This is a genomic window from Polaromonas sp. P1_F2, assembly GCF_056405735.1.
This window is the reverse complement of the sequence record NZ_JBFUBN010000004.1, coordinates 114,685-140,989: the sequence shown is the minus strand read 5'-3', so window position 1 is coordinate 140,989 and position 26,305 is coordinate 114,685. Positions and strand designations below refer to the sequence as shown.

Here is a 26,305-nt window from a genome sequence, read left to right as displayed (position 1 = left end):
CGTCCGGCTCAGTTGGCCAGGTGCGGGGCCGAAAGACGCGGCACGCCGTCCTTCAAAATACCGCCCACCGTGTAGAACGAGCCGAACACGACAATTCTATCAGCGGGGGTCGCGGCCTTGACCGCCGCCTGCAGCGCCGCTTCGGGGGACGGATGGGTGCTGGAGGTGGCGTCGGGCCGGGTGTTGGCCGCCGTCCAGCGCGCCTGCAAATCGGCGGCCGTAGCGGCCCGCGGCGTCGGCAGATCGGTGAAATACCACTTGTCGATGAGCGGCCCGACCCGCGCCAGCATGGGGGCGAGGTCTTTGTCCGCCATGGCGCCGAACACCGCATGGGTGCAGGGATAAAAGCCCATGGCATCGAGGTTTTCGGCCAGCGCGGCCACCGAATGCGGGTTGTGCGCCACGTCCAGCACCAGCGTGGGCTGGCCGGGCACGATCTGGAAACGCCCCGGCAATTCGACCATGGACAGGCCGTTGCGCACCGCCTGGGCCGTGACCGGCAGGCGGTCGCGCAGCGCCGTCAGCGCCGCCAGCACACCCGAGGCATTGACCAGCTGGTTGGCGCCGCGCAGCGCCGGGTAAGCCAGCCCTGCGTACCGGCGCCCGCGCCCGGCCCAGCCCCACTGCTGCTTGTCGCCCGAAAAATTGAAGTCCGTGCCAAAGCGCCACAAATCGGCGCCCACCGCCGCGGCATGGTCCACCACGCTTTGCGGCGGCACTGGGTCGCTCACGATGACCGGCTTGCCGGCGCGCATGATGCCGGCTTTTTCGCGGCCTATGCTTTCGCGGTCGGGGCCCAGGTATTCCATGTGGTCCAGGTCTATGCTGGTGATCACCGCGCAGTCGGCGTCCAGCATGTTGACGGCATCCAGCCGCCCGCCCAGGCCGACTTCGAGGATGACGACGTCCAGTTTGGCGTCGGCCAGCAGTTGCAGGATGGCCAGGGTGGTGAATTCGAAATAGGTCAGCGAGATCGCCTCGCCCTGCGTGCGGGCCGCCTCGACGCGCGCGAACTGTTTCACCAGGTCGGCGGCGCTGACGATATCGCCGCGCACACGGCAGCGCTCTTCAAAATGCACCAGGTGCGGCGAGGTGAAAACGCCGGTACGGTAGCCGGCCTCCAGCAGGATGGCTTCGAGCATCGCGCAGGTCGAGCCTTTGCCGTTGGTGCCGGCCACCGTGATGATGGGGCAGTCAAAGGCCAGGCCCATGCGTTTGGCGACGGCGCTGATGCGCGTGAGACCCATGTCTATGCCGACAGGGTGCAGGTGCTCGCAGTAGGCCAGCCAGTCGTCGAGTGTTTTGAGGTTTTGCATACAGGCCCGAATTGTCGCGCACGAGCCAAAACCCTGGACTCAGCGGGCGAAGCGGTCTGTGGCTGCTACCAGTTGGCGCTGGATGCCGGGCTCGCTGAAAGCATGGCCGGCATCGGCGACCAACTGGAAATCAGCCTCGGGCCAGGCGCGGTGCAGGTCCCAGGCAGTTTTGGCCGGCGTGGCCACGTCGTAGCGGCCCTGCACGATCACGCCGGGAATCCCGGCCAGCTTGTGTGCATCGCGGATCAGCTGGCCGTCTTCGAGCCAGCCGGCGTGCACGAAGTAGTGGTTTTCGATGCGCGCGAAGGCCAGCGCGAAATCGTCGTCGCCATGCAGCGCGGTGAAAGCCGGGTCCGGCAGCAGCGTGATGGTCTGGCCTTCCCAGAGGCTCCAGGCGCGGGCGGCCGCCAGTTGCGCCGCCCTGTCGCTGCCGACCAGGCGTTTGCGGTAGGCGGCCATCAGGTCGCCGCGCTCGGCCTCGGGAATCGGCGCGAGAAAGCCCTCCCACAGGTCGGGGAACAGCCAGGACGCCCCTTCCTGGTAGTACCACAGCACTTCGGCGCGCCGCAGCGCGAAGATGCCGCGCACGACCAGCTCGGACACCCGGGCCGGATGCGTCTGCGCATAGGCCAGCGCCAGTGTGCTGCCCCAGGAGCCGCCGAACACCAGCCAGCGCTCCACGCCCAGCTGGCTGCGCAGCCGTTCGATGTCGGCCACCAGGTGCCAGGTCGTGTTGTTGTCCAGCGAGGCGCTGGGACGCGAGCGGCCGCAGCCGCGCTGGTCGAACAGCAGCACGCAGTAGCGCTCGGGGTCGAACAGGCGGCGATGCTCGGGCGAGCAGCCAGCGCCCGGGCCACCGTGCAGGAAGACCGCCGGCTTGCCCTTGGGGTTGCCGCACAGTTCCCAGTAGACCGAGTGGCCGTCGCCGGTTTCCAGGACGCCGGTGCGAAAGGGCTCAATGGGCGGATAGAGAACAGTCTGGGAGGAATCGATGGGTGTGGCCGAAGCAGCGGTCATGAATGGGACATCCGTGAAATGTTGAAGCGAACAGGGGCGGCCGGATGGCCAGCATCGCTTGATTATTCCAGCCTCGCAGTCCGCAGGCGTAGCCGCTACATCTGCCAGAATCATCGCATGATCATTCTCTACGGCATCCCCAATTGCGACACGGTCAAAAAAGCCCGTGGCTGGCTCGCCGAGCACGGCGTCGAGCACCAGTTCCATGATTTCAAAAAACAAGGCGTGCCGCCCGAACAGCTGGCGCGCTGGGCTCAGGCCGCCGGCTGGGAAACGCTGCTCAACCGCAAGGGCACGACCTGGCGCAAGCTGGACGAGGCGACCCAGGCCGGTGCGCAGGACAGCGCGGGCGCCCAGGCCCTGATGCTGGCCAACCCCAGCGTCATCAAGCGTCCCGTGGTGGACTGGGGCAAGGGCATCACCGTCGGCTTTGATGCCGCGGCCTGGGCGGCGCGGGTTTGAACGCCGATGCGCATGCCGCGCACGTTCACACAAATAAGTGTTTTTTTCACGTTTTGGGCCGCTTTGGCAGCGCTTTACCCTTCCTGAAGAGCTTTACAGCCGATTTACCGAACTCCGCGCCCCAAAACGGCTCTGACTTACTAAAATCGCAATAGCCGCCAGCGCCGCCGCCCGCACCCCGGGCAGCACCCGCAGGCGGCGCAACTTCAGCCATTTGCTGAAAAGGGATTCGAACCATGAAAAAAGCACTCGTCCTTTCCACCCTCGCCGCGGCCGCAGGCCTTGCCGCCATGCCCGCCTCCGCCATGGACATCCTGGCGCGGGTGATTTCCAGCACGCCGGTGGTCCAACAGGTCGCCGTGCCGCGCCAGGTCTGCACCAACCAGCCGGTCATCACGCAATCTCCCAATTCAGGCGCCGGCGCACTCATGGGCGCCATCGCCGGCGGTGCAGCCGGCAACGCCATCGGCAATGGCGGCGGCCGTGCGGTGGCCACGGTCATAGGCCTGGTCGGCGGCGCGATGATTGGCGACCGTATCGAGGGCTCGAACAACCAGGTCCAGAACATGCAGCAGTGCACGACGCAGACCTATTATGAAAACCGCCCCAGCCACTACAACGTGGTCTATGAATACCAGGGCACGCAGTACAGCACGCAGATGGCCAACGATCCCGGCCAGTACGTGCGCCTGCAGGTCACGCCGGTCGGCGCCATGACACCCGCGCCCCAGACCTTCCAGTCCGCGCCGCAGCAGCCGCAGGCCTATGTGCAACCGGCGCCGGAGCCCGTTTACGTGCAGCCCGCCATGGTCGCGCCCGTGGTCTACCCGGCTTACTACGCACCGACCTACTACCGCCCCTACTACCCGCCCATCGGCCTGTCGCTGAACTTCGGCTACAGCCGGGGCTACGGCCACCACCACTGGCGCTAAGGCCCTAAGGCCGCCGCTTCCGGTTCCATCAAAAAAGGGCGCTACCAGCGCCCTTTTTGTTGCCTGCTTCCGATGATCCTTATTTAGGTGTCTCGATCAAGGCACCCTTAAACAGCACCGGCCCGGTAGGCCCGCTGCCCGGCGGCACACCGCCCTTGGGCTCCAGCGTGATGGCGAGCGTCGGCACCTGCCGCATGTCGGTGCCCGCGGCGGCCAGGCGCACCACCGGGTCCGCATTGAGCACCCCCAGCGACTTCGGCGCCGCGCCGGGCGGCAAGGCCCAAAGCTCCAGCGACTTGTCGGGCTGCTCGCGGAACCCGCCCACGCGCTTGAGCACCAGGGTTTTGTTCTTCGGGTCAAAGGTCACCAGCAGCGAGGCCGACGCCTTGTCATCCGTCAGCACGGCCACGTACTCGATCTCCGGCGTGGCCGTGAGTCTGGCCGACAGCTCGCTGACCTGCCCGCTCAGCCGCGAGTTCACATTCAGGCCGACAACGACGGCCACAGCCGCGGCCAGGGCACCCGCAGCACTGGCGCCACGCCACACTCCCAGGCTGGCCCACCAGCCGCCCGCCGTCGGTGCCGCACCGCGCGCGGCCTGCATGGCGCGTGCCTCCTTGTCGGCCTTGACGAGGTTTTCAATGCGCGTCCAGACCGCCGGGCTGGGCGCCGCCTGCGGCTGGAGCTCGGCGACGGAGGACAGCCGGCTTTGCCAGACCAGCGCCGCGGCGCGCAGGGTGGCGTCGTCGCGCGCCAGGGCTTCAAAACGGCGGCGCGCACCGCCGCGCAAGGTGCCCAGTGCATAGCTGGCCGCGAGCTGATCCATGAGGGAGGGGTTGTTGCGGATATTCATTACGCGAACCTCGCCATGCAGCCGCGCAGCTGCTCGAGCCCGCGGCGTATCCACGTCTTCACGGTCCCTAAAGGAAGTTTGAGCTGTTCCGCCAGTTCGCTGTGGCTCAGGTCCCGCAGGTAGGCCAGGCTCACGACCTCGCGCTGCTTCTGCTCCAGTTTGTCCAGGCACTGGTGCAGGGCCCAGGCCTGTTCGCTGGCCTGGGTGGTGTCCATGGGATTGGGCGAATCGCCCGCCACGGTATCCGACAGCACGTCGTCCAGTTCCTGCATCAGGTCGGCCCGGTCGGACGCTCGGCGGCGCAGAAAATCCAGGCCGCGGCTCCTGACGATCAGTCCCATCCAGGCCATGGGCGGCGAGAGGGTGGCCTTGTAGTCGCCGGCAACGCGCCAGATGTTCAGGAAAGCTTCCTGCAGCACGTCTTCGGCCCATTCGCGATTGCCCACCACCCGCACCGCGACCCCGTAAAGCTTGGACGAGCTCAGGTCGTACAGCTGCCGCAGGGCCGATTCATCGGCCTGGGCCACACGGTCGATCAGCGCGATCAATTGAAGGTCAGGGCTTTCTGATTTCATGAGGATCATTGTGAGGTATTGACAAGGGATACGCGACAGATGGCCCAACGGATTCACGGCGGCCCGCCCCCGGGGCGCGGCGTGACCTAAAATCAGGGGTTTTTGGCGCCCGTCCCAGCCCTTCCCCGCCCTTTCCTGCTTCTTTTCAGCCCCATTCCTCATGCCCACCGAAAAAATCGACAACGTCAGCGTCAGCACCCAGGCCAATGTGTACTTTGACGGCAAATGCGTAAGCCACGGCATCACCTTCGCCGACGGCAGCAAAAAATCGGTGGGCGTGATCCTGCCGGCCACCCTGACCTTCAACACCGGCGCGCCTGAGATCATGGAATGCGTGGCCGGCGCCTGCGAATACAAGCTGGCCGGCAGCGACAGCTGGGTGAAGTCCTCGGCCGGCGAAAAATTCAGCGTCCCCGGCAACGCCAAATTCGAGATCCGCGTTGCCACGGGCGAAGCGGCCTACCACTACATCTGCCACTTCGGTTAATCCTTCCCACGCCTTCACGCCTTCACGTTTCCACGCCTTTCAGGAACCCCTCATGGCCACCATCCTCCAGAACCTCCCCGCCGGCCAGAAAGTCGGCATCGCCTTTTCCGGCGGACTCGACACCAGCGCCGCCTTGCACTGGATGAAACTCAAGGGCGCAATCCCCTACGCCTACACCGCCAACCTGGGGCAGCCCGACGAGCCCGACTACGACGAAATCCCGCGCAAGGCCATGCAGTACGGCGCCGAAAAAGCCCGCCTGATCGACTGCCGCAGCCAGCTGGCCGCCGAAGGCATTGCCGCCCTGCAAAGCGGCGCCTTCCACATCACGACCGCGGGCGTGACCTACTTCAACACCACGCCCCTGGGCCGCGCCGTAACGGGCACCATGCTGGTGTCGGCCATGAAGGACGACGACGTCAACATCTGGGGCGACGGCAGCACCTTCAAGGGCAACGACATCGAGCGCTTCTACCGCTACGGCCTGCTGACCAACCCGGGCCTGAAGATCTACAAGCCCTGGCTGGACCAACTCTTCATCGACGAATTGGGCGGCCGCGCCGAAATGTCGGCCTTCATGACCAAGGCCGGGTTCGGCTACAAGATGTCGGCCGAAAAAGCCTATTCGACCGACTCCAACATGCTGGGCGCCACGCATGAGGCCAAAGACCTGGAAGAGCTCGCCACCGGCATGAAGATCGTGAACCCCATCATGGGCGTGGCCTTCTGGAAGGACGAAGTCGAAGTCAAGCGCGAGGAAGTCACGGTGCGCTTTGAAGAAGGCCGGCCCGTCGCGCTGAACGGCAAGACCTTCAGCAGCATGGTCGAGCTGATCCTCGAAGCCAACCGCATCGGCGGGCGCCACGGCCTGGGCATGAGCGACCAGATCGAAAACCGCATCATCGAAGCCAAAAGCCGCGGCATCTACGAAGCTCCGGGCCTGGCGCTGCTGTTCATCGCCTACGAGCGCCTGGTCACCGGCATCCACAACGAAGACACCATTGAGCAATACCGCGACAACGGCCGCAAGCTGGGCCGCCTGCTCTACCAGGGCCGCTGGTTCGACCCGCAGGCCATCATGCTGCGCGAGACCGCCCAGCGCTGGGTGGCCAGCGCCATCACCGGCGAAGTCACGGTGGAACTGCGCCGCGGCAACGACTATTCCATCCTGAACACGGTCTCCAGCAACCTGACCTACAAACCCGAGCGCCTGAGCATGGAAAAAGTCGAGGACGCGCCCTTCTCGCCGGCCGATCGCATCGGCCAGCTGACCATGCGCAACCTGGACATCGTCGACACGCGCGACAAGCTGGGCATCTACACGCGCTCAGGCCTGCTGTCGCTGGAGCCGGGCGCGGCCATCCCGCAACTGGGTAAAAAAACCGGCGAATAAGCCGGCGATCGCGCCGTTTCTTAGGAAAAAATAGCCGCAGCCTATACAAAACGTGGGCCAACAGCGCCTGAAAAGATAGCAATCCGTTGTCAAATCAAGCCGCCTCCGGGCGGCTTTTTCACGCCTGCGAGCAGCGTTGGGACTGCATCGCGCTGGGCTAAACTGCGGTGACACAGGGAGTGGAATCAATGGATCAAATGACAGCTGTCCGCTGGACGGCGCCCGATGCTGCCCGGTTTGCGCAAGGCATTGTGCAAAACATCGAAAAAGTGCTGGAGGGCAAACACCAGAGCGTTGAACTCGCGTTGGCCGCCGTCATGGCCGGTGGGCACCTGCTGATTGAAGACGTGCCGGGCCTCGGTAAAACCATGCTCGCCAGGGCCCTGGCAATTTCCATCGGCCTTGAATTTCGCCGCATCCAGTTCACCGCCGATCTGATGCCGTCGGACATCGTGGGCGGGCCGGTCTACAACCCCAAGGACGGCAGTTTCGCGCTACGGCCCGGGCCGGCATTTTCCAACGTCGTGCTCGCCGATGAGATCAACCGCGCCAATCCACGCGCGCAGTCGGCCCTGCTGGAATGCATGGAGGAAGGCCAGATTACCCTGGATGGCCAAACCCTGCGTCTGCCTGAGCCGTTTTTGGTCCTGGCCACACAAAACCCGATCGACATGGCCGGCACCTACCCCCTGCCTGAAGCGCAGCTGGACCGCTTCCTGATTCGCCTGTCGCTGGGTTATCCCAGCCATGAGGTGGAGGCCAGCCTGATCGATACGCAACAGTTCGCGCATCCCATCTCCCGTCTCACGGCGGTTTGCCAGGCGGCGGATTTCGCCCAACTGGTGGCCAGCGCAAAGAACACGCTGATCTCACCGGAGATCTCGCAGTACATCACCGCCATCGTGGCGGCGACGCGCAAGCACCCCGGCATCCGTTTTGGTGCCAGCCCGCGGGGAACGCTGGGGCTGGCCCGAATGGCGCGCGCACTCAGTTGCATCCGGGGCCTGGCCTATGTGGACCCCGCCATCGTGCGCGAACTGGCCATCCCGGTCCTGGCGCACCGCATCATCGTGCAAACGCAAGGCACGCAAGCCAAGCCGCCGGCCGCATTGATTCAGGACATTCTGGCCTCCTTGCGCTCGCCCCAATAAGGACCGGATGGAACGCTGGCTGAGCAAATCACGCGTGCTGCTGGCACTCAGCGGCGTCCTGCTGGTATCGGCGCTGAACCGGCACGACCCTATGGTGTTCGGCATGTTCCTGTTTCTTGCGACACTCAGCACCCTGGGCCTGCTCCTGCCCTGGTTGTCACTGAGGTCCATGCAAGTGCTGGCGAGCGGCTCGTCGGAAGTCGTCGAAGGCCAGCCCTCGGACGTGCAACTGGTGATCGAGCGCAGGGCATGGTGGCCGGCTTTCATGGTGGATGTGGAAACGCACTGGCAATGGGGCAGCAGAACCATCGTGCTGAGCCATACGCTGGCGCTCATACGCGCACGGCAGCGCTGCGCGCTCGGCCACCAGATCACCTTCCCGTGCCGCGGAGACTACCGCCTGGCGAAAGTGGTGCTGGCCAGCGGCTTCCCGCTCGGCTTGATCATGGCGCGCCGCACGATTGCGCAGCAGGGCATCGCCGTCCTGGTGCTGCCTCGGGCGCAGGAGGTGTTTTTGCCCGTCGATTTAAGCGTGGCCCACGACCCACTGGGCAATCAGGTAACGCGGCGCCTGGGGCAGTCGTTCGAACTCGGCAATTTACGTCACTACGTGGCCGGAGAGCCCTTGGGCCGCGTCAACTGGCGAGCTTCGGCCCGATCCGGTGAACTGGTGATCCAGCAATTTCAGCAAAGCGGTTCACCCTTGCTGCATGTGGTAACGGACATACCTTCCGCACAAGAACTGGCACGGCCCGATGCCCCCTCCGAACAGGCCTTGCGCGTGGTGGCCGGCCTTTGCGAAGCGGCCGAAAAAGTCGGCGCCCGCGTGCGCGCGTACCTGCCGCAACAGGCGGAACCGCTACGCGATATCTATGCCATCCGCCGCGCGCTTGCAGGCGTGATGCCCGGCAGCCTGCCCCTGCGCGAAGCGCTGGGACGGCTCGAGGGCCGCCTTTCAAATGGCTCCCAACTGCTGGTGGTGGTGAGCCCGCGTTGGACCGCCTCCTTGCTGCTGCGTGAGCTCTCAGCCGTCGAACTCAGGCATTGCCCGGTGACCGTCTACATCGCAAGCCATCCGTCGCAGGCCATCGAGGACCAGGCGTTCGTACCGGTTCTAGGCAACGCGCTGGCGCAAGCGGGTTTTCAGGTCATTTCACAGTACCCAGGGCAGCCCTGATGCATACGCCACCAGCCCCTACAACCGTCGGACCCACGCGTACCGCACAGGACGGGCTTTCCAGCCGCCTGATTTTTGTTTTCACCGGGCTTTGCTATCTGTGCGTGGCCGTCAGCTTTTCCTATCTGGACAGGTGGCGTGGCGGTTTCAGTGCTGTAAGCCTCTTCTGGGTCGCCCTGGCCACGCTGGGCTTTGCGGGCGGCTCCCTGATACCAGGCCGGGCCGCCCCCGCAGGCAAAAAACTCAGCAAGGTGATGACGATCATCGCCCTGATACTGGCCATTTTCCCCGGGTTTTTCATGTACACGCTGGTGCGCTGGGTATGCTTGGTCCTGCTGCTGATTACGGCCGCACGCGGGCCGGTCATGCACACCCGCCGCGACCTCTATCTGTGCCTGACAACCTGCTTCGCTGTGAGTTTCATGGTGGCGACCCATTTCTCGGCCAACTGGACCCTGTGGTTCTACCTGGGCCCGGCCTGGATATTTGCCGGACTCGCCTTGACTTGGGACTATGCGCCATCCAAAACGATTCGGCACGCGACGCGGCTGGGCATGAACCTGGGCTTCGTGGCGGCTACCGCGCTGATCGCCGGGCTGCTGTTTTTCTTCCTGCCGCGTCCGCCGGTGCTCGGGTTCGGCTTTATTCCCCCTGCGGCCGACGCCTCAGGCCTTTTGGGCCAGCCCGCTGGTCAGCCTCCAGGCGGAACCGGGACGGGGCAAAGAAAAGGGACCGGCAAGGCCGTAGGCCCGGGACACCTCCCGGGCGACATGGCAGACGCAGGCCCGGGTTGGCAACGCCGCTGGCAGGAGATGCTGGAAAAAATGCGCCCAGCCCTCAAAGACCCGGCCATACCGCGCTGGCAAAAAAAAATTCTCGGGAAACTGCTCGATCTGGCGGAGATGCTGGGAAATGGGCAAGTCCAGCCCGGCGATGGCGACAGGCGTCGGGAGGGCCGCCGTTCGGAGGACCGTCCTACGGAGGGCAGTCGTCTAGAGGACAGCCGTGCGGAGAGTGGTCGTCCGGACGACAGCCGTTTGAGCCTCAGCCCCTTGCAGCTCAAAAAAATGGCGGATGCCATCACTTCGCTGTTGACGCTGTTGCTGGCATTTGTACTGGTATTGGTTCTGGGCTGGTTGATCTACCACCGGCGTTACTGGCTCGGCATTGAGTTGCTGCATTTTGGCGCTTGGCTCACAGCCTCGGTCCGGCCCATACTGTCGATGCGCATGTCAGCGCAGGCCATGAAGTTCTGCCTGAGGGAGGCCGGCCACAAAAGCAAACCCGGTGAGTCGGTGCGGGAATATGTTGCGGCCGCACCCGGCCAGCCGTACCTGGTGCGGCGCTGGCTGGGCCATGCGGTGGAGCTGTATTGCGAGACCCGTTTTGGCGCGGTGCAGGCAACCCCCGCCAGGGCCAAAAGCATGCGCCGGGCGGTCAGCGCCGCCACCCAGGTGGTTAAAGGCTACGCGCCCGAACTCAGGAAGTCCTGAGGCGGGAGCACCAGGCAAACGCAGGCGCGCTCAATCGCCCCCGCCGCCGCAACCGGAGCCGCATCCGCTGCTGCCGTCGCCATCGCTGCTGCTGCCGGAACTGTCGCCGCTGCTGCTTGAAGACTCGCTGCCGCCAAATCCGTCGGCATCGCCGCTGTAGCTGCCGTCCGAAAAACTTTCACCGCAATAGGCATCCGCCTGCGTACCCTCACGGCGCACGCCTTTGCAGTCGGCCAGGTAGACAAACCCGCCGGGAATCGCGAACTTGGCGTCCAGCGCGAACAGCAGGGGCAGGCGGCTGGGCTGCTTGGGGTTGATGGATTCGTCGCGGCAAGCCCAGAACCAGGCGCGGCGCAGGCCGTCATTGGTCGAGGCTTTGCGGCCCAGCACTTCGGCCGGCACATGGTCGATGAAACGCCCAATCACCAGGTCACACCATTCGCGGTAGGCCGAGGTGTGCAGGATGAACTCATGCCACATGCTGTCGACGACCTGCGACGGCATGGCGACAAAGCGTTTGTTGCTGCGCTGGCAGGCGATGAAAAACTGGCGCAGCCCGCGCTCGACCAGTTCGGCATCCCTGAGGCTCAGGTTTGGGTAGCTGTCCATCAGCTTGCGCCGCAGGAACCTGGGCAGCGGCGCTTCGCGGACCAGCCGGCCGCGTTCGCGGGCGGCCCAGACGCCGGCGGCCAGCATGAAGGCGAACAGCACGGAAATCGTGGTCATCGTCCAGCCCGGCGGCCGCCAGCCCGCGAAGATGGCAACCAGCAACAGGCTGACCCAGGCGAACGCCAGCATGGCGGCGGTGGAACGCGAATAACGCAGCGCCAGCCGGCGCCAGGGTGATACCTCGGGGCCCCTGTAAACCTTGGCAAGCCGCACCATGCTCAGACCACCACCGGTTCAGGCTCGAGCAGGATGCCGAAGCGTTCATACACACTGGTCTGGATCGCCTTGGCCAGGGTCATGACCTCGCCGCCGGTGACCGGGTCGGCGGAGCCGCCGCGGTTGACCAGCACCAGCGCCTGCTTTTCGTAGACACCGGCGTTGCCGACGGATTTGCCTTTCCAGCCGCAGGCGTCTATCAGCCAGCCCGCGGCCAGCTTCACCGAGCCGTCGGCCAGGTGGTAATGAACGATTTTGGGCTCGCGCTGGATGATGTCGGCGCACTGTTCGGGCGACACCGTGGGATTCTTGAAAAAACTGCCGGCGTTGCCGATCACCTGCGGGTCGGGCAGCTTGGCCTTGCGGATCTCGCAGATCCATTCGTAGATCTGCTGGGCGCCGGGCGCCTGGATGCCGGACTGCTGCATTTTTTTCTCGATGTCGGCGTAGCCCAGCACCGCTTTCCAGGCCTTGGGCAGGGCCAGGCGCACGCGGGTGATGAGGGCCTTGTCCGCCAGGCCGAAGCCGTGGCCGCCCGGCCCCGGCGCCGAACTGCTGTGTTTGAACACCGAATCGCGGTAGCCGAAAGCACATTGCGCGGCTTCGAGGGTGAAGGGCTGGCCCGTCGTCAAGTCCACGGCGTCCAGCGACTCGAAGCGATCCTGGAGCTCAACGCCGTAAGCGCCTATGTTCTGCACCGGCGATGCGCCCACCGTGCCCGGGATCAGCGCCAGGTTTTCCAGGCCCGGGTAGCCGTTCTGCAGGGTCCAGGCGACGAGTTCGTGCCAGTTCTCGCCGGCGCCCGCCTCCACAATCCAGGCCTTGGCGGTTTCGCCCACCAGGCGCTTGCCCATGATTTCGACCTTGAGCACCAGCGGCTTGACGTCGCCGGTCAACACGATGTTGCTGCCCCCGCCCAGCACGAACTTGGGTGCGGCCTTCAGGGCCGGGTCTTGCAGCACGGCGGCGATATCGCCCTCGCCGGCCACCCGGACCAGGCTCAGGGCCTTGGCCACGATGCCAAAGCTGTTGGAATGCTGGAGCGGAACGTTTTTCTCGACTAACATCCGGGAGATTGTCTCACCCCAACACCCGTAACAAAGATTCGCATCATGCCCTCTTTCGACACCGTTCTTGAAGCCGATCTGGTCAAGGTCAAAAACGCCGTGGAAAACACCGGCAAGGAAATCGCCACGCGCTTCGACTTCAAGGGCACCTCCGCATCCATCGAGCTGAAGGAAAAAGACATCACGCTGATCGGCGACAGCGACTTCCAGCTCGACCAGATGAACGACATCCTGCGCAACAAGCTCACCAAGGCCGGCGTCGACATCCGCTTCCTCGATATCGGCAAGTCCGAAAAAATCGGCGGCGACAAGGTCAAGCAGGTGACCAAGGTGCGCAACGGCATCGAGGCCGAACAGGCCAAGAAGATCCAGCAGCTCATCAAGGGCAGCAAGGTCAAGGTGCAGGCCTCCATCCAGGGCGACGCGGTGCGCGTGACCGGCGCCAAGCGCGACGACCTGCAGGCCGCCATGGCCATGATCCGCGCCGAAATCAGCGACTTCCCGCTGAGCTTCAACAACTTCCGGGATTGAGATGAAATCCCCTGCGCGGGTATGGCAAGGCGCAGCCGCCGCCTTTCGCGGTGCCTGTCCACTGGCGGCTTTGCTGCTTGCGCTGGCCCTGCCCCACGCCGCCGCGCAGGCCCAGACCGTGGGCCTGGCCGGCATGCTGGGCAACAAGGCCCTGCTGATTGTGGACGGCGGCCCACCCAAGACCGTCGCCCCCGGGGAAACGCACCAGGGCGTCAAGGTCATTTCCACCTCCGGCGACCAGGCCGTGGTGGACCTCGGCGGCAAGCGCCATTCCCTGCGTATCGGTGATGCGCCCATGAGCGTGGGCGCGGGTGGAGGCCCAGGCACGCAGGCCGGGCAAGGCAGCCGCATCGTGCTGACAGCCGGCAGCGGCGGGCACTTCATGACCCAGGGCCAGATCAACGGCAAGATGGCCCAGTTCCTGGTGGACACCGGCGCCAGCGCCGTGTCGATGTCGCTGGCCGATGCCGAGCGAATGGGCGTCGACTACAAATCGGGCCGGCCCGTGCAGCTGACCACCGCCAACGGCACCATCCTCGGCTGGCAGACCATGCTTGCCTCGGTGCGCGTCGGTGATGTGGAAGTCTTCAACGTGCCGGCCGTGGTGGCCGCGCGCGAAATGCCGTTTATCCTGCTGGGCAACAGCTTCCTCACGCGATTCCAGATGAACCGCACGAACGAAGAAATGGTTTTGACTCGTCGTTTCTAACGCGTCGATCAAGAGCCACTCACAAAACCCAGCGAAGCGGTCCTGGCTAGGCGCGTCGCCGCAGACAGTACACCAGTACGGCAAGGCGGCGCAACAACGCCAGGAGGGTTTTTGAGGGGCTCAACCCTTCTTGCCGCTTCCCAGCTTGGACTCCGTCCCCTTGAGCAGCTTGCTGATGTTTTCACGGTGGCGATACACCAGCAGCGCGCTGATGGCAAACATCACCACCAGGATGGCCTTGTCGACATACCAGGCTTCCCGGTCGCCGAACAGGTAATAGAGGGGCGCAAAGGCCGCCGAGACCAGCGAGGCCAGCGAGGAATAGCGCGAGAAAAAAGCGATGATCACCCAGGTGGCCAGCGTCGCCAGGCCCAATATCCAGCTCACGCCCAGCAGCACACCCGCCGCCGTCGCCACGCCCTTGCCGCCCTTGAACTGGAAGAACACCGGGTACAAATGCCCGAGGAAGGCCGCAAAGCCGACAGCCGCCACCGTGCCGTCGCCCAGGCCGTAGTCGGCGCCGAACCATTTGACCAGCACCACCGGCAGCCAGCCCTTGAGGCCGTCCAGCAGCAGCGTCGCGATGGCGGCCGGCTTGCTGCCGGAGCGCAGCACATTGGTGGCGCCCGGGTTTTTGCTGCCGTAGCTGCGCGGGTCGCTCAGGCCCATGAGCTTGCTGACGATGACCGCGAAGGACAGCGAGCCGAGCAGGTAGGCCAGCAGCGTGGCGCCAATTGAGTATGCGTAAACCATGGGTCTCCCTCTTTATATATGTGGTGGCTGCGGGCCCTGGGGGCCGGGCTCAGCCGTAGCCGGCGGCATTGTCCAGGCTGAGCGCGCAGTTCACCGATTTTGCACCGAGCAATGTGACACAAACCTGCGGGTCTATCCCGACCAGGTAGCCGCGCCGCCCGCCGTTGATGGCGATTCTAGGCAAAGCCAGGATGCTGTCCTCGATATACACCGGCATGATTTTGCGCGTGCCGAAGGGCGAGGTGCCGCCCACCAGGTAGCCGCTGTGGCGGTTGGCGACTTCGGGCTTGCAGGGCTCGACCGACTTGGCGCCTATCTGCCGCGCCAGGTTTTTGGTCGAAACCTTGCGGTTGCCGTGCATCAGCACCAGCAGCGGCCTGGCGTCCTGGTCCTGCATCACCAAAGTCTTGACGACGGTGAAGGGGTCAAAACCCAGCACCTCGGCGCTGTGCTGGGCGCCGCCGTGTTCCAGGTACTCGTAGGGGTGCTCGGTGAAGTCGACTTTATTCGCCTTCAACAACTGCGTAGCCGGCGTTTCGCTGACGTGGTCTTTTTTGCCGTCTTTTTTGGCCATGGTGCAGCAGCGCGCGACAAACCTGGACTTACAGAGCCGGGTCGCGAGACTCCCACCTGATTTTGTCGATCTCGGCCAGGACTTCGGGTGACAGTTTTGTGCCCCAGGCGTCCAGGTCTTCGTCCAGCTGCGCGACAGACGTCACGCCGATGATGGTGCTGGCCACCTGCCACTTGGTGTAGCAAAAGGCCAAGGCCAGCTGCGTGGGCGTCAGGCCGTTGGCGCGCGCCAGTGCGTTGTAACGCCGCGCGGCGGCCAGCGCCTCGGGGCGGCCCCAACGCTGCTTGCGCGTCGATTCGAACTTGGCGATGCGCGCCTCTTTCGGTGCAGTCGGGCCTTCAAAGCCCGATTCGTCGTACTTGCCGGTCAGCAGGCCGAAGCCCAGCGGCGAATAGGCCAGCAGCGAAACGCCGAGGCGGTGCATGGTTTCGTCCAGGCCGTTTTCCACGGTGCGGTTGATCAGGCAGTACGGGTTTTGCACCGCGGCCACGCGCGGCAGGCTGTGCTGTTCGGCCAGGCGCACGAACTCGTGCACGCCGTAAGGCGTTTCGTTCGACAGGCCGATGGCGCGCACCTTGCCCGCCTTGACCAGGCCGGCCAGCGCCTGCAGCTGTTCATGGATGGGGGTGACGGAACGCTCCTGCGCGGGGTTGTAGTACAGCGCGCCGAAGGCCGGCACGTGGCGCTCGGGCCAGTGGATCTGGTAGAGGTCTATCACCTCGGTCTGCAGGCGCTTGAGGCTGGCGTCGCACGAAGCCACGATGTCTTTTGCCGTCATGCCGCTGCCGTCGCGCACCCAGGGCATGCCGCGCGAGGGGCCGGCCACCTTGGTGGCGAGCACCAACTTGTTGCGCGCCGACGGATTTTTGGCGAACCAGTTGCCGATGATGGTTTCGGTCGAGCCGCAGGTTTCAGCGCGCGCCGGCACCGAATACATCTCGGCCGTGTCGATGAAATTGACGCCGCGCGTCAGCGAACGGTCCAGGATGGCGTGCGAGGTTTTTTCATCCACCTGTTCACCGAAGGTCATGGTGCCCAGGCAAATAGGTGTCACCTGCAGGTCGCTGGAGCCGAGTTGGACTTTATTCATGGGATTTGGGATTGAGAGGAAAGGACGGACAAAGCGCTGTTGCGCCAATGGGAGGCCGCGTGACGGAATTCACGAAACGGCTAGTTTAAGGGCTTCGCACGCGAAGTGCTGGAAGGCCAATTCGGGCCTTTGTCTTACAACTGCTCACCAATTGCCTGCCTAGTATTCACACTCCAACGATTTAATCGCTCGTGGCTGAATCCTGAAACGTCAACACGGCTTCATAAACAGCTTCATAACGACATCGTCCAATTTTTCCCGAGGAGAACTTCCATGAACAAACTGACCACCACTTCCCTGAGCTGCGCCGTCCTGGCCGCCGCCATGCTTTCCGGCTGCGCCAACATGACGGAAACCCAGTCCGACACGGCCAAGGGCGCAGGCATAGGCGCTGTCGCGGGCGCGCTGCTGGGCGCGGCCACCGGCGGCTCCAAGGGTGCCGCCACCGGCGCGGTGCTGGGCGGTGCGGTCGGCGCGGGCGGCGGCTACATCTGGTCCAAGAAAATGCAGGACCAGAAAGCCGCGATGGAACGCGCCACCGCCGGCACCGGCGTGGCCGTGAGCCAGACCACCGACAACCGCCTGAAGCTGGACATCCCCAGCGACGTCTCGTTTGACGTGGGCCGCTCGGCCATCAAGCCCAACTTCGCACCCATCCTGAACCAGTTCGCGACCAGCCTGAACCAGAACCCGGTCACGACGGTCACCATCATCGGCCACACCGACAACACCGGCTCCGACGCCATCAACAACCCGCTGTCGGTGGACCGTGCCGATTCAGCCCGTGACTACCTGGTCAGCCGAGGCGTGGCCCGCACCCGCATCGTGACCGACGGCCGCGGTTCGCGCGAAYCGGTTGCCGACAACAGCACGCAGCAAGGCCGTGATAAAAACCGCCGCGTTGAAATCTACGTCGCCGAACATGTCGCAGCCCGCTGAGCATTAGCTAACCCATAAAAAAAGCACCTTCGGGTGCTTTTTTTATGTCTGCGTCAGGACTATGACTGCGCCCTGAAGCGTTCTTCCTCCTGCAATCGAAGCACGCGTCTTTGCACCTTGCCCGTCGTCGTCATCGGCAGCGCATCAATAAATTCAATCTCCTTGGGATACTCATAAGGCGCCAGCAGGTTCTTGACGTGGGCCTGCAGCTTCACGGTGAGCTCCTCGTCAAACCGCGCCGCGCCGCCCGGATGCGCCGCGCGGGCCGCGGCCTGGTCGGGCGCGATCACCACATAGGCCTTGACGACCGCACCGCGCTCGCGGTCGGGCTTGGGCACCACGGCCGCGTTGGCGACGGCCGCGTGCTTGACCAGGCAGTTCTCGATCTCGCCGGGGCCTATGCGGTAGCCGGCGGCCTTGAACACGTCGTCGGCACGGCCCTCGTACCAGAGGTAGCCCTCGGCGTCGCGGCGCGCCAGGTCGCCGGTGCGGCACCAGTCGCCGGTGAACTTGTTGCGGGTCGCGGCCTCTTTTTTCCAGTAGCCCAGAAAGAAGATCGGGTCGAGATCGCCGTGGACGTCATAGCGGTTCACCGACACATCGCCCGGCACGCCGACCGCGCATTCATTACCCTCGTCGTCGATCACCGCCACGCGGTGGCCCGGGTAGGCCTTGCCCATGCTGCCGGGGCGCGCGGGCCACAGGCGGCTGCAGTTGCCGACCACGTAATTCATCTCGGTCTGGCCGAACATCTCGTTGACGGTCACACCCAGTTGTTCGCGGCAGTAGGCGAACACGGCGTCGCCCACCGCTTCGCCGGCGCTCATCATGGCCTGTAGCGTCATCCTGAAATGCTGCTTCGGTTTGGGATAGGCCTTCATCATGGCCTTGAGGGCCGTGGGGAACAAAAAGGTGTGCGTCACGCCTTGCGCTGCCATCAGGCTGAAGGCCAGCTCGGGGCTGAAGCGGCCGTTGAAGGCGACAATGGGCCGGCCGAAATACAGGCTGGGCAATAGCGCATCCATCAGCCCCCCGGTCCAGGCCCAGTCGGCCGGGGACCAGAACACCGCGTCGGACTTTTTGTTGGCCTTGCCGTCAAAGCCAAACCAGTTGTGGCTGCAGACAAAACCCGGCAGGTTGCCGATGAGCGCCCGGTGTGGCAACAGCGCGCCCTTGGGCGGGCCTGTGGTGCCGCTGGTGTAGATCAGGATGGCGCCTTCTTCGGCCTTGGTCTTGACGGCCGCGAAGGCGCCCTTTTGTGCCGCAAGCGCGCTGCCGTAGTCGATATCGCCCTGGCCCTGGGCCGTGCCGGCGGCGATCACCGTGCGCAGCGCCGGGCAATTTCCGCGGATCGCCTTGAGGCTGGCCATCGAGCTTTCGTCGCAGATGGCCACCACGGCATCGCTGTCCTGCAGCCGGTATTCAAGCGCCTCGGGGCCGAACAGCATGGACAGCGGCATGGCCACCGCACCCATCTGGAACACCGCCATATAGGCCACCGCGGTTTCCAGGCGCTGCGGCATCACGATGGCAATGCGGTCGCCGCGCTGCACGCCCAGGCCGGCCAGCACCTGGCTCAGCGCATCGGCGGCTTTTTGCAGCTCCTGGTAGCTGTGCAGCACGGTTTTTGCGCCCGGCTTGTGTATGCGTATGGCGGTCCGGGGTTCGGCCCGCGCCCAGCGGCCGCAGCAGGCCTCGGCGATGTTGAAAAATTCATCCACCTGCCAGCGAAAGCCGGCGTGCAGCGCCGCGTAGTGGTCGGCTTGGGATGGGGGGACGGCCGGCTTGTCCCTGTGTTGACTGCGCTTGGCTTCGTGTCTCTTTATCATGGGGTCCAATGTACAAAGAAAAACGATCTTCCCGCAGCGAGTTTGTCCCTATACGTGACCTCCGTTATCACGTCCGCCTCTGGGAAAGCCCCTCGGGCGCCAACCCCGCCCTGCCGCCGCTGGTGCTCGTCCATGGTTGGATGGACGTCGCCGCCTCCTACCAGTTCATGGTCGACGCCCTGTCGGACGCCTTCGCGCAAGGCCGCACCATCATCGCGCCGGACTGGCGCGGCTTTGGGCTGACAGCCTCCGGCCCCGAGGGCAGCCCCGCCGACAACTACTGGTTCGCCGACTATCTGGCCGATCTGGATTTTTTGCTTGACCACTATGTTGGCGAGCAGCCCGTGGACCTGGTCGGCCACAGCATGGGCGGCAACGTCGCCATGCTGTATGCCGGCGTACGGCCCGCGCGCGTGCGCCGGCTGGTCAACCTCGAAGGCTTCGGCCTGCCGCCCAGCCAGCCCGAACAGGCGCCGGGCCGTTATGCCAAATGGATGGACGAGCTCAAAAGCCTGCGGCGCGGCGAGCTCGAACTCAAGGCTTATGACAACGTGGACGGCGTGGCGCGCCGCCTGATGAAGACCAACCCGCGCCTGTCGGCCGACAAGGCCGGCTGGCTGGCCGGCCACTGGGCACGCCCGGATGCCGCGGGGAAATGGCAGATCCTGGGCGAAGCCGCGCACAAGATCGGCAGCGCGCAGCTCTACCGGGTCGACGAAACCCTGGCGATCTACCGCCGCATCAGCGCTCCCACGCTGGCCGTCGAGGCCTCCGACGATTCCCTGGCCCGCTGGTGGCAGGGAAAATACAGCCTGGCGGAGTACCACGAACGGCTCAAACAGGTGGCCCAGGCCCGCGTCGCCGTGATCCAGGACGCCGGCCACATGCTGCACCACGACCAGCCGGAACAGCTGGCAACACTGATTGAGGGCTTTCTCGGCTAAACGCCTCTGTGTCATGAGAAAATAGCGGGTTCAGCCGCCTCTTGCGGCCACCACACTTTCAGGACAGAAGAACCATGGACGCAGAACGCATCAACCTCATCAGCAACCAGCTCGTCGACCTCAGCAACCGGGTCAATGAGCTTCGGGGGTATCTTTGACTACCCTGCCAAAGAACGAAAACTGAACGAAGTCAACGCCGCACTCGAAGACCCCAAGGTCTGGGACAACCCCAAGCGCGCGCAGGAACTCGGCAAGGAAAAGAAATCGCTCGAAGACGTGGTCCACGTCATCGACCGCCTGAGCTCCGAGCTCTCCGACAACACCGAGCTCTTCGAGATGTCCAAGGGCGAAGGCGACGAAGCCGGCATGCAGTCGATTGAAGGCGATGCCGCCAAGATCGCCGCCGAAGTCGAAAAAATGGAATTCCGCCGGATGTTCAACAACCCGGCCGACCCCCTCCCCTGCTTCCTGGACATCCAGGCCGGCGCCGGCGGCACCGAAGCCTGCGACTGGGCCAGCATGCTGCTGCGCCAGTACCTCAAGTACGCCGAGCGCAAGGGCTTCAAGACCACCGTCGAGGATGAATCCCCGGGCGACACCGCCGGCATCAAGGGCGCGACCATCAAGATCGAGGGCGAGTATGCCTTCGGCCTGCTGCGCACCGAAACCGGCGTGCACCGCCTGGTGCGCAAGTCGCCCTTCGACTCCTCGGGCGGGCGCCACACCTCGTTCGCCTCGGTCTTCGTCTACCCCGAGATCGACGACTCCATCGAGATCGAGATCAACCCGGCCGACGTGCGCACCGACACTTTCCGCGCCAGCGGCGCCGGCGGCCAGCACATCAACAAGACCGACTCGGCCGTGCGCCTGACACACATCCCGACCGGCATCGTCGTGCAGTGCCAGGACGGCCGCAGCCAGCACAGCAACCGCGACGTGGCCTGGAAGCGCTTGCGTTCGCGGCTCTACGACTTCGAGCTGCGCAAGCAGCAGGAAGCCCAGCAGAAGCTGGAAGACACCAAGACCGACGTGGGCTGGGGCCACCAGATCCGCAGCTATGTGCTGGACAACAGCCGCATCAAGGACCTGCGCACCAACGTCGAAGTCTCGGCCACGCAGAAAGTGCTGGACGGTGACCTGGACGTCTTCATCGAAGCCTCGCTGAAGCAGGGCGTCTGATACAGCCCGCTCGGGCGGCCGGCGTCGGCCGCCCAGGGTTTGTGGATGGATTTTTGAGTTTTTAGAATTGTTTTGATTTTGAGGAAGTAGCCATGTTGCAAATGCCCGATGACCGTGGATCAGGACAAGGACCCACGGTGGTCATCAACCGCGCCGACTACATCGCCCCCGCCTACTGGATTGACACCGTCGACCTGTGCTTCGACCTGGACCCGGCGAAGACCCGCGTGCTCAACAAGATGCGCCTGCGCCGCAACCCCGGTGTGCCGGCCCAGCCGCTCAAGCTCGACGGCGAGGAACTCAACCTCTCGCGCGTGCTGGTCAACGGCCAGGGCACTTCCTTCAAGATGGAAGGCAACCAGTTGGTGCTGGAAAACCTGCCCGAAGGCCACGAGCCCTTCGACCTCGAAATCTTCACCACCACCTGCCCCGCCAAGAACACCAAGCTGATGGGCCTCTACGTCAGCAACGGCTCCTTCTTCACGCAGTGCGAGGCCGAGGGCTTCCGCCGCATCACCTACTTCCTGGACCGCCCCGACGTGATGGCCAGCTACACCGTGACCCTGCGCGCCGACAAGGCCCAGTACCCGGTGCTGCTGTCCAACGGCAACCTGGTCGACCAGGGCCCGCTGGAGCCCGGCCCCAACGGCGCGCGGCATTTCGCCAAATGGGTGGACCCGCACAAAAAGCCCAGCTACCTGTTCGCCCTGGTGGCCGGCCAGCTGGTCAGCCGTGAGCAGCGCATCACCTCGCGCGCCGGCAAGCAGCACACGCTGCAGGTCTATGTGCGCCCCGGCGACCTCGACAAGACCGAGCACGCCATGACGTCACTGATGCATTCCGTCGCCTGGGACGAGGCCCGTTTCGGCCTGCCGCTGGACCTGGAGCGCTTCATGATCGTCGCCACCAGCGACTTCAACATGGGCGCCATGGAGAACAAGGGCCTGAACATCTTCAACACCAAGTACGTGCTGGCCAACCAGGCCACCGCCACCGACGTGGATTTTTCCAACATCGAGAGCGTGGTCGGCCACGAGTACTTCCACAACTGGACGGGCAATCGCGTCACCTGCCGCGACTGGTTCCAGCTGAGCCTGAAAGAAGGCCTCACGGTGTTCCGCGACCAGGAGTTCAGCCAGGACCTGGCCGGCGCGCCCTCGGCCCGCGCCGTCAAGCGCATCGAGGACGTGCGTGTGCTGCGCACCGCCCAGTTCCCCGAAGACGCCGGCCCCATGGCCCACCCGGTGCGGCCCGACAGCTATGTCGAGATCAGCAATTTCTACACCGTCACCATTTACGAAAAAGGCGCCGAGGTTGTGCGCATGATGCAGACCCTGGTCGGGCGCGACGGTTTTGCCCGCGGCATGACGCTGTACTTCGAGCGCCATGACGGCCAGGCCGTGACCTGCGACGATTTTGCGCAGGCGATTGCCGACGCCAACCCGATGTCCGACCTGGCGCGCCTGCTGCCCCAGTTCAAGCGCTGGTACAGCCAGGCCGGCACGCCGCGCGTGCGCGCGCAAGGCAGCTATGACGCTGGTGCCCGCACCTACACGCTGACGCTGGCGCAAAGCTGCGCGCCCACGGTGGGCCAGCCCGTCAAGCAGCCTTTTGTCATTCCGGTCGGCCTGGGCCTGCTGGGTGCGGATGGGCAAGATTTGCCGCTGCAGCTCGCCGGTGAAAGCCAGCCGCCCGCCAGCACACGCACCGTGGTGCTCACGCAGCCCAGCGAGACGCTGACCTTCACGAATATCGACGCTGAGCCCGTGCCCTCCATCCTGCGCGGCTTCACCGCCCCGGTGGTGCTCGAGTTCGACTACACCGATGCCCAGCTGCTGCACCTGCTGGCGCACGACAGCGACCCCTTTAACCGCTGGGAAGCCGGCCAGCGCCTGGCCGTCAACCGCGCCATCGCGGCCATCACCGCGGTTGCAACGCCTGCCGCCGTGCTCGACGAGGCCTACCTGGACGCCATGCGCCAGGTGCTGCGCCACCCCACGCTCGACTCGGCCTTCAAGGAACTGGTGCTCACGCTGCCGTCCGAAACCTACCTGGCCGAACAGCTCGAGGTGGTGGACCCGCAGCGCATCCACGCGGTGCGCGAGTCCATGCGCCTGCAGCTGGCCACGGCCCTGGCCGCCGACTGGGAGGCCACCTACCAGGCCAACCACGACACCGGCGCCTACACGCCCGACCCCATCTCCAGCGGCCGCCGCGCGCTCGCGGGCATGGCGCTGACCTATCTGTGCCTGGCCGCGCAAACCACGGGCGACACCGCCTGGCCCGGCAAGACCCTGCAGCGCTTCAAGGACGCCGGCAACATGACCGACCGCTTCAACGCGCTGGCCGCGCTGGTCTCCAGCGGCCATGCCCTGGCCGGCGAGGCGCTGCCGCTGTTCCACGCCATGTTCAAGGACGAAGCCCTGGTCATCGACAAATGGTTCGGCCTGCAGGCCGGCGCGCCTGACCGCAACGGCAACATCCTGCCGGCCGTCAAGCAGCTCATGAAGCACGCCGACTTCAGCCTGCGCAACCCGAACCGCGCGCGCAGCGTGGTCAGCACCTACTGCCAGGGCAACCCCGCCGCCTTCCACCGTGCCGACGCCGCCGGTTATGTGTTCTGGAGCGACCGCGTGATGGAACTCGACGCCATCAACCCGCAGGTCGCCGCCCGCCTGGCGCGCGCGCTGGACCGCTGGAGCAAGCTGGCCGAGCCCTACCGCAGCGCGGCGCGCGAGGCGATTGCCCGCGTTGCGGCCAAAACCGATTTGAGCAAAGACACCCACGAAGTGGTCTCGCGCGCATTGGCCGACTGAACGAGGACGACACCGCCATGGCATTCTTCTCATTCGGTACCCCCGCACAGCGGTTTGCGAAGAAGTTCAACCGGTTGCGCGACACCGTGTACGACGCCAGCGGCACGTTCAGCGGTTCACGCATGTCGGCCGACCTGGCCGCCCTGCAGCCCCTGGCCGAAACCGTGGGAGCCGACTCCGACGAAATGGCCGACCTGCTATGGCTGCAGTTCGCGGTGTTCCGCAAACGCCAACAGGACACCGAAGGCCTGCCTCTGGGCCTGCGCGCCCTGGCCATGCGCGCCGCCAAAGGCAAGCTGACCCCCACCGGGCGTTATGAACAACACTACGCCATCGGTGAGTCGGCCCTGGAGGCCAAGGAATACGACACCGCCATCGAACACCTTCAGCAGTCGGTCCACTGGGCCGCGCACGAAGGCGTCACGCTGAGCGTCGAGCAGAAGCTGGGTATGCGCGAAGAAATCGGCTACGCCCTGCACGAGGCCGGCCGCTTCGCCGAAGCGCTGGCGCACAACCGGCAACTGCTCACCGATGCGCAAGCCGCCTTCGGCTTCGGCACGGACAAGCGCCTGTCCGGCGTCATCAACAACCTGGCGCAAAATGCCTACGAGCTGGGCAAACATGCCGAGGCCAAAACCTGGCTGCAACAGCGCCTGGCGCTGGGCAAGGCCCTGGAGGACACCGACATCGTGCTCGACGCCTTGTTCCAGCTCGGGGTGCTCGCGCACGAAACACGTAAGACTGCCGAAGCACGCGCCTTCTTCCAGCAACGCGTGGACATTGCGCGCGCCAAGGACGACGAGTCCCTGCTGGAGAGCGCCGTGGCCACGCTGGCCGAATTTGAAGAGCGCAAACAGCAAGGCAAGCCCCGCTGATCACCTCACCCGGCCATACCCGACAACAACATCGCCGCCCAACCGATCCAACCTTTCATCGAACGGAGCCCCCCATGTCCCAAAAAATCTCCCTGACCCGCTACCTGGTCGAGCAGCAGCGCATGGACGGCCACATCCCCTCGCAGCTGCGCCTGCTGCTGGAAGTGGTCGCGCGCGCCTGCAAGAGCATCAGCCAGGCCGTCAACAAAGGCGCGCTGGGCGGCGTGCTCGGCACCGCCAGCAGTGAAAACGTGCAAGGCGAAATCCAGAAAAAACTCGACATCATCGCCAACGAGGTGTTGATCGAAGCCAACGAATGGGGCGGCCACCTGGCGGCCATGGCCTCGGAAGAAATGGACAGCATCTACGTGGTGCCCAACCGCTACCCCCAGGGTGAATACCTGCTGCTGTTCGACCCCCTCGACGGCTCCAGCAACATCGACGTCAACGTCAGCATCGGCACCATCTTCAGCGTGCTCAAAAAACCCGAAGGCCATGCCGGCGTCGAAGAAAAAGACTTCCTGCAGGCCGGCAACAAGCAGGTCGCGGCCGGCTACTGCATTTACGGCCCGCAGACCACCCTGGTGCTGACGGTCGGCGACGGCGTGGCCATGTTCACGCTGGACCGCGAGCAGGGCTCCTTTGTGCTGACCGAAGAAAACGTCAGGATCCCCGAGGACACCAAAGAGTTCGCCATCAACATGAGCAATATGCGGCACTGGGACGCGCCGGTGAAGCGCTACATCGACGAGTGCCTGCAGGGCAAGGACGGCCCGCGCGGCAAGGACTTCAACATGCGCTGGATCGCCTCCATGGTGGCCGACGTGCACCGCATCCTGACCCGCGGCGGCGTCTTCATGTACCCCTGGGACAAACGCGAGCCCGAAAAGGCCGGCAAGCTGCGCCTGATGTACGAAGCCAACCCCATGAGCTGGCTGATCGAGCAGGCCGGCGGCGCCTCCACCAACGGCAAACAGCGCATCCTCGACCTGCAGCCCGGCAAGCTGCACGAGCGAGTCAGCGTCATGCTCGGCTCCAAAAATGAGGTCGAACGGGTGACCTCCTACCACTCCGGGCTATAATCTCGGGCTGTATTCCATAAAACGCCGGTGTAGCTCAGTCGGTAGAGCAGCTCATTCGTAATGAGAAGGTCGGGTGTTCGATTCATCTCTCCGGCACCAATAAAAGCCCCTGTTTCGCAAGAAACAGGGGCTTTTTTCATGCCGTGAAGCTGTGCCAGCCTTAGTGCATTAGCCAG

At 64.7% G+C, this 26,305-nt stretch carries 25 protein-coding genes and 1 tRNA gene; 16 read left to right on the top strand and 10 right to left on the bottom strand.

Going from position 1 to position 26,305, the window contains the following annotated elements; translation table 11 throughout:
- Positions 1 to 8: 8 nt before the first annotated feature.
- Both folC and pip read right to left on the bottom strand, forming a co-directional pair.
- Positions 9 to 1,316: a bifunctional tetrahydrofolate synthase/dihydrofolate synthase gene (gene folC / locus AC1D0O_RS10300; protein ID WP_477653433.1), complete on the bottom strand. Its 1,308-nt coding sequence runs from the start codon at positions 1,314 to 1,316 to the stop codon at positions 9 to 11.
- Positions 1,317 to 1,355: 39 nt separating this feature from the next.
- Positions 1,356 to 2,333: a prolyl aminopeptidase gene (gene pip / locus AC1D0O_RS10295; RefSeq protein ID WP_477653432.1), complete on the bottom strand. Its 978-nt coding sequence runs from the start codon at positions 2,331 to 2,333 to the stop codon at positions 1,356 to 1,358.
- Between the two features lie 117 nt (positions 2,334 to 2,450).
- Between pip and AC1D0O_RS10290 the strand changes: the two genes are divergently transcribed.
- Positions 2,451 to 2,795 carry an ArsC family reductase gene (locus tag AC1D0O_RS10290; RefSeq protein ID WP_477653431.1) on the top strand — a complete coding sequence of 115 codons (345 nt, stop codon included), beginning with the start codon at positions 2,451 to 2,453 and terminating at the stop codon, positions 2,793 to 2,795.
- A gap of 236 nt (positions 2,796 to 3,031) precedes the next feature.
- Positions 3,032 to 3,727 (top strand): glycine zipper 2TM domain-containing protein, encoded by a 696-nt coding sequence (locus AC1D0O_RS10285; protein WP_477653430.1) that lies wholly within the window; start codon positions 3,032 to 3,034, stop codon positions 3,725 to 3,727.
- Between the two features lie 79 nt (positions 3,728 to 3,806).
- Here AC1D0O_RS10285 and AC1D0O_RS10280 read toward each other — a convergent pair whose 3' ends face one another.
- On the bottom strand, positions 3,807 to 4,580 hold the full coding sequence (locus AC1D0O_RS10280) for an anti-sigma factor (protein WP_477653429.1): 774 nt from the start codon (positions 4,578 to 4,580) through the stop codon (positions 3,807 to 3,809).
- Positions 4,580 to 5,155: an RNA polymerase sigma factor gene (locus AC1D0O_RS10275; protein WP_477653428.1), complete on the bottom strand. Its 576-nt coding sequence runs from the start codon at positions 5,153 to 5,155 to the stop codon at positions 4,580 to 4,582. The genes AC1D0O_RS10280 and AC1D0O_RS10275 overlap by 1 nt, the downstream gene beginning before the upstream one ends.
- 160 nt (positions 5,156 to 5,315) lie before the next feature.
- Here AC1D0O_RS10275 and ppnP point away from each other — a divergent pair, with 160 nt between their 5' ends.
- From ppnP to AC1D0O_RS10250, 5 genes are all read left to right on the top strand, one after another.
- Positions 5,316 to 5,642, top strand: coding sequence for a pyrimidine/purine nucleoside phosphorylase (ppnP, locus tag AC1D0O_RS10270; protein WP_477653427.1), 327 nt, complete (start codon positions 5,316 to 5,318; stop codon positions 5,640 to 5,642).
- 52 nt (positions 5,643 to 5,694) lie between these two features.
- Positions 5,695 to 7,035, top strand: coding sequence for an argininosuccinate synthase (argG, locus tag AC1D0O_RS10265; protein ID WP_477653426.1), 1,341 nt, complete (start codon positions 5,695 to 5,697; stop codon positions 7,033 to 7,035).
- 188 nt (positions 7,036 to 7,223) lie between these two features.
- Positions 7,224 to 8,186 (top strand): AAA family ATPase, encoded by a 963-nt coding sequence (locus AC1D0O_RS10260; RefSeq protein WP_477653425.1) that lies wholly within the window; start codon positions 7,224 to 7,226, stop codon positions 8,184 to 8,186.
- Positions 8,187 to 8,193: 7 nt separating this feature from the next.
- Positions 8,194 to 9,363, top strand: coding sequence for a DUF58 domain-containing protein (locus AC1D0O_RS10255; protein WP_477653424.1), 1,170 nt, complete (start codon positions 8,194 to 8,196; stop codon positions 9,361 to 9,363).
- A complete protein-coding gene (locus AC1D0O_RS10250; RefSeq protein WP_477653423.1) occupies positions 9,363 to 10,856 on the top strand; it encodes a hypothetical protein in 1,494 nt (497 codons plus the stop codon). The genes AC1D0O_RS10255 and AC1D0O_RS10250 overlap by 1 nt, the downstream gene beginning before the upstream one ends.
- Positions 10,857 to 10,886: 30 nt before the next feature.
- Here the strand turns inward: AC1D0O_RS10250 and AC1D0O_RS10245 are convergent, their stop codons facing one another.
- Positions 10,887 to 11,741, bottom strand: coding sequence for a glycine-rich domain-containing protein (locus tag AC1D0O_RS10245; RefSeq protein WP_477653422.1), 855 nt, complete (start codon positions 11,739 to 11,741; stop codon positions 10,887 to 10,889).
- Positions 11,742 to 11,743: 2 nt separating this feature from the next.
- The gene (murB, locus tag AC1D0O_RS10240) at positions 11,744 to 12,808 is read right to left on the bottom strand and encodes a UDP-N-acetylmuramate dehydrogenase (protein ID WP_477653421.1); all 1,065 of its coding nucleotides are present in this window, start codon (positions 12,806 to 12,808) and stop codon (positions 11,744 to 11,746) included.
- Between the two features lie 45 nt (positions 12,809 to 12,853).
- On the opposite strand from murB, the gene AC1D0O_RS10235 reads away from it, so the two are divergent.
- Positions 12,854 to 13,339 (top strand): YajQ family cyclic di-GMP-binding protein, encoded by a 486-nt coding sequence (locus tag AC1D0O_RS10235; RefSeq protein WP_477653420.1) that lies wholly within the window; start codon positions 12,854 to 12,856, stop codon positions 13,337 to 13,339.
- 1 nt (position 13,340) lies between these two features.
- Positions 13,341 to 14,048, top strand: coding sequence for a retropepsin-like aspartic protease family protein (locus AC1D0O_RS10230; protein WP_477653419.1), 708 nt, complete (start codon positions 13,341 to 13,343; stop codon positions 14,046 to 14,048).
- Positions 14,049 to 14,168: 120 nt separating this feature from the next.
- Here the strand turns inward: AC1D0O_RS10230 and plsY are convergent, their stop codons facing one another.
- From plsY to AC1D0O_RS10215, 3 genes are read right to left on the bottom strand one after another with little or no spacing between them, the layout of a single operon-like run.
- Positions 14,169 to 14,801, bottom strand: coding sequence for a glycerol-3-phosphate 1-O-acyltransferase PlsY (gene plsY / locus AC1D0O_RS10225; RefSeq protein WP_436157922.1), 633 nt, complete (start codon positions 14,799 to 14,801; stop codon positions 14,169 to 14,171).
- A 49-nt stretch (positions 14,802 to 14,850) separates the two neighbouring features.
- Complete coding sequence (locus AC1D0O_RS10220; RefSeq protein WP_477653418.1) at positions 14,851 to 15,375, bottom strand: aminoacyl-tRNA deacylase; 525 nt, start codon at positions 15,373 to 15,375, stop codon at positions 14,851 to 14,853.
- Positions 15,376 to 15,403: 28 nt separating this feature from the next.
- Positions 15,404 to 16,465 (bottom strand): aldo/keto reductase, encoded by a 1,062-nt coding sequence (locus AC1D0O_RS10215; protein WP_477653417.1) that lies wholly within the window; start codon positions 16,463 to 16,465, stop codon positions 15,404 to 15,406.
- Between the two features lie 273 nt (positions 16,466 to 16,738).
- Between AC1D0O_RS10215 and AC1D0O_RS10210 the strand changes: the two genes are divergently transcribed.
- On the top strand, positions 16,739 to 17,404 hold the full coding sequence (locus tag AC1D0O_RS10210) for a YiaD family glycine zipper/OmpA-like lipoprotein (protein ID WP_477653416.1): 666 nt from the start codon (positions 16,739 to 16,741) through the stop codon (positions 17,402 to 17,404).
- A gap of 59 nt (positions 17,405 to 17,463) precedes the next feature.
- On the opposite strand, the gene AC1D0O_RS10205 is transcribed toward AC1D0O_RS10210, so the two are convergent.
- Positions 17,464 to 19,233 carry an acetate--CoA ligase gene (locus AC1D0O_RS10205; protein ID WP_477653415.1) on the bottom strand — a complete coding sequence of 590 codons (1,770 nt, stop codon included), beginning with the start codon at positions 19,231 to 19,233 and terminating at the stop codon, positions 17,464 to 17,466.
- An 8-nt stretch (positions 19,234 to 19,241) separates the two neighbouring features.
- Here AC1D0O_RS10205 and AC1D0O_RS10200 point away from each other — a divergent pair, with 8 nt between their 5' ends.
- The 6 genes from AC1D0O_RS10200 to AC1D0O_RS10175 all read left to right on the top strand — a co-directional run bounded on the left by AC1D0O_RS10200 (position 19,242) and on the right by AC1D0O_RS10175 (position 26,228).
- Positions 19,242 to 20,177: an alpha/beta fold hydrolase gene (locus AC1D0O_RS10200; protein ID WP_477653414.1), complete on the top strand. Its 936-nt coding sequence runs from the start codon at positions 19,242 to 19,244 to the stop codon at positions 20,175 to 20,177.
- A 74-nt stretch (positions 20,178 to 20,251) separates the two neighbouring features.
- A protein-coding gene (gene prfB / locus AC1D0O_RS10195) for a peptide chain release factor 2 (protein ID WP_436157927.1) occupies positions 20,252 to 21,356 on the top strand; the annotation gives its coding sequence in 2 pieces (ribosomal slippage) (positions 20,252 to 20,332 and positions 20,334 to 21,356; 1,104 coding nt in all).
- A 92-nt stretch (positions 21,357 to 21,448) separates the two neighbouring features.
- Positions 21,449 to 24,172 (top strand): aminopeptidase N, encoded by a 2,724-nt coding sequence (gene pepN / locus AC1D0O_RS10190; protein WP_477653413.1) that lies wholly within the window; start codon positions 21,449 to 21,451, stop codon positions 24,170 to 24,172.
- Positions 24,173 to 24,189: 17 nt separating this feature from the next.
- Entirely contained in the window at positions 24,190 to 25,047 is an 858-nt protein-coding gene (locus AC1D0O_RS10185) for a tetratricopeptide repeat protein (RefSeq protein ID WP_477653412.1), read from the top strand.
- A gap of 74 nt (positions 25,048 to 25,121) precedes the next feature.
- On the top strand, positions 25,122 to 26,129 hold the full coding sequence (locus tag AC1D0O_RS10180) for a class 1 fructose-bisphosphatase (protein WP_477653411.1): 1,008 nt from the start codon (positions 25,122 to 25,124) through the stop codon (positions 26,127 to 26,129).
- Positions 26,130 to 26,152: 23 nt separating this feature from the next.
- A tRNA-Thr gene (locus tag AC1D0O_RS10175) sits at positions 26,153 to 26,228 on the top strand.
- The last annotated feature ends 77 nt before the right edge of the window (positions 26,229 to 26,305 follow it).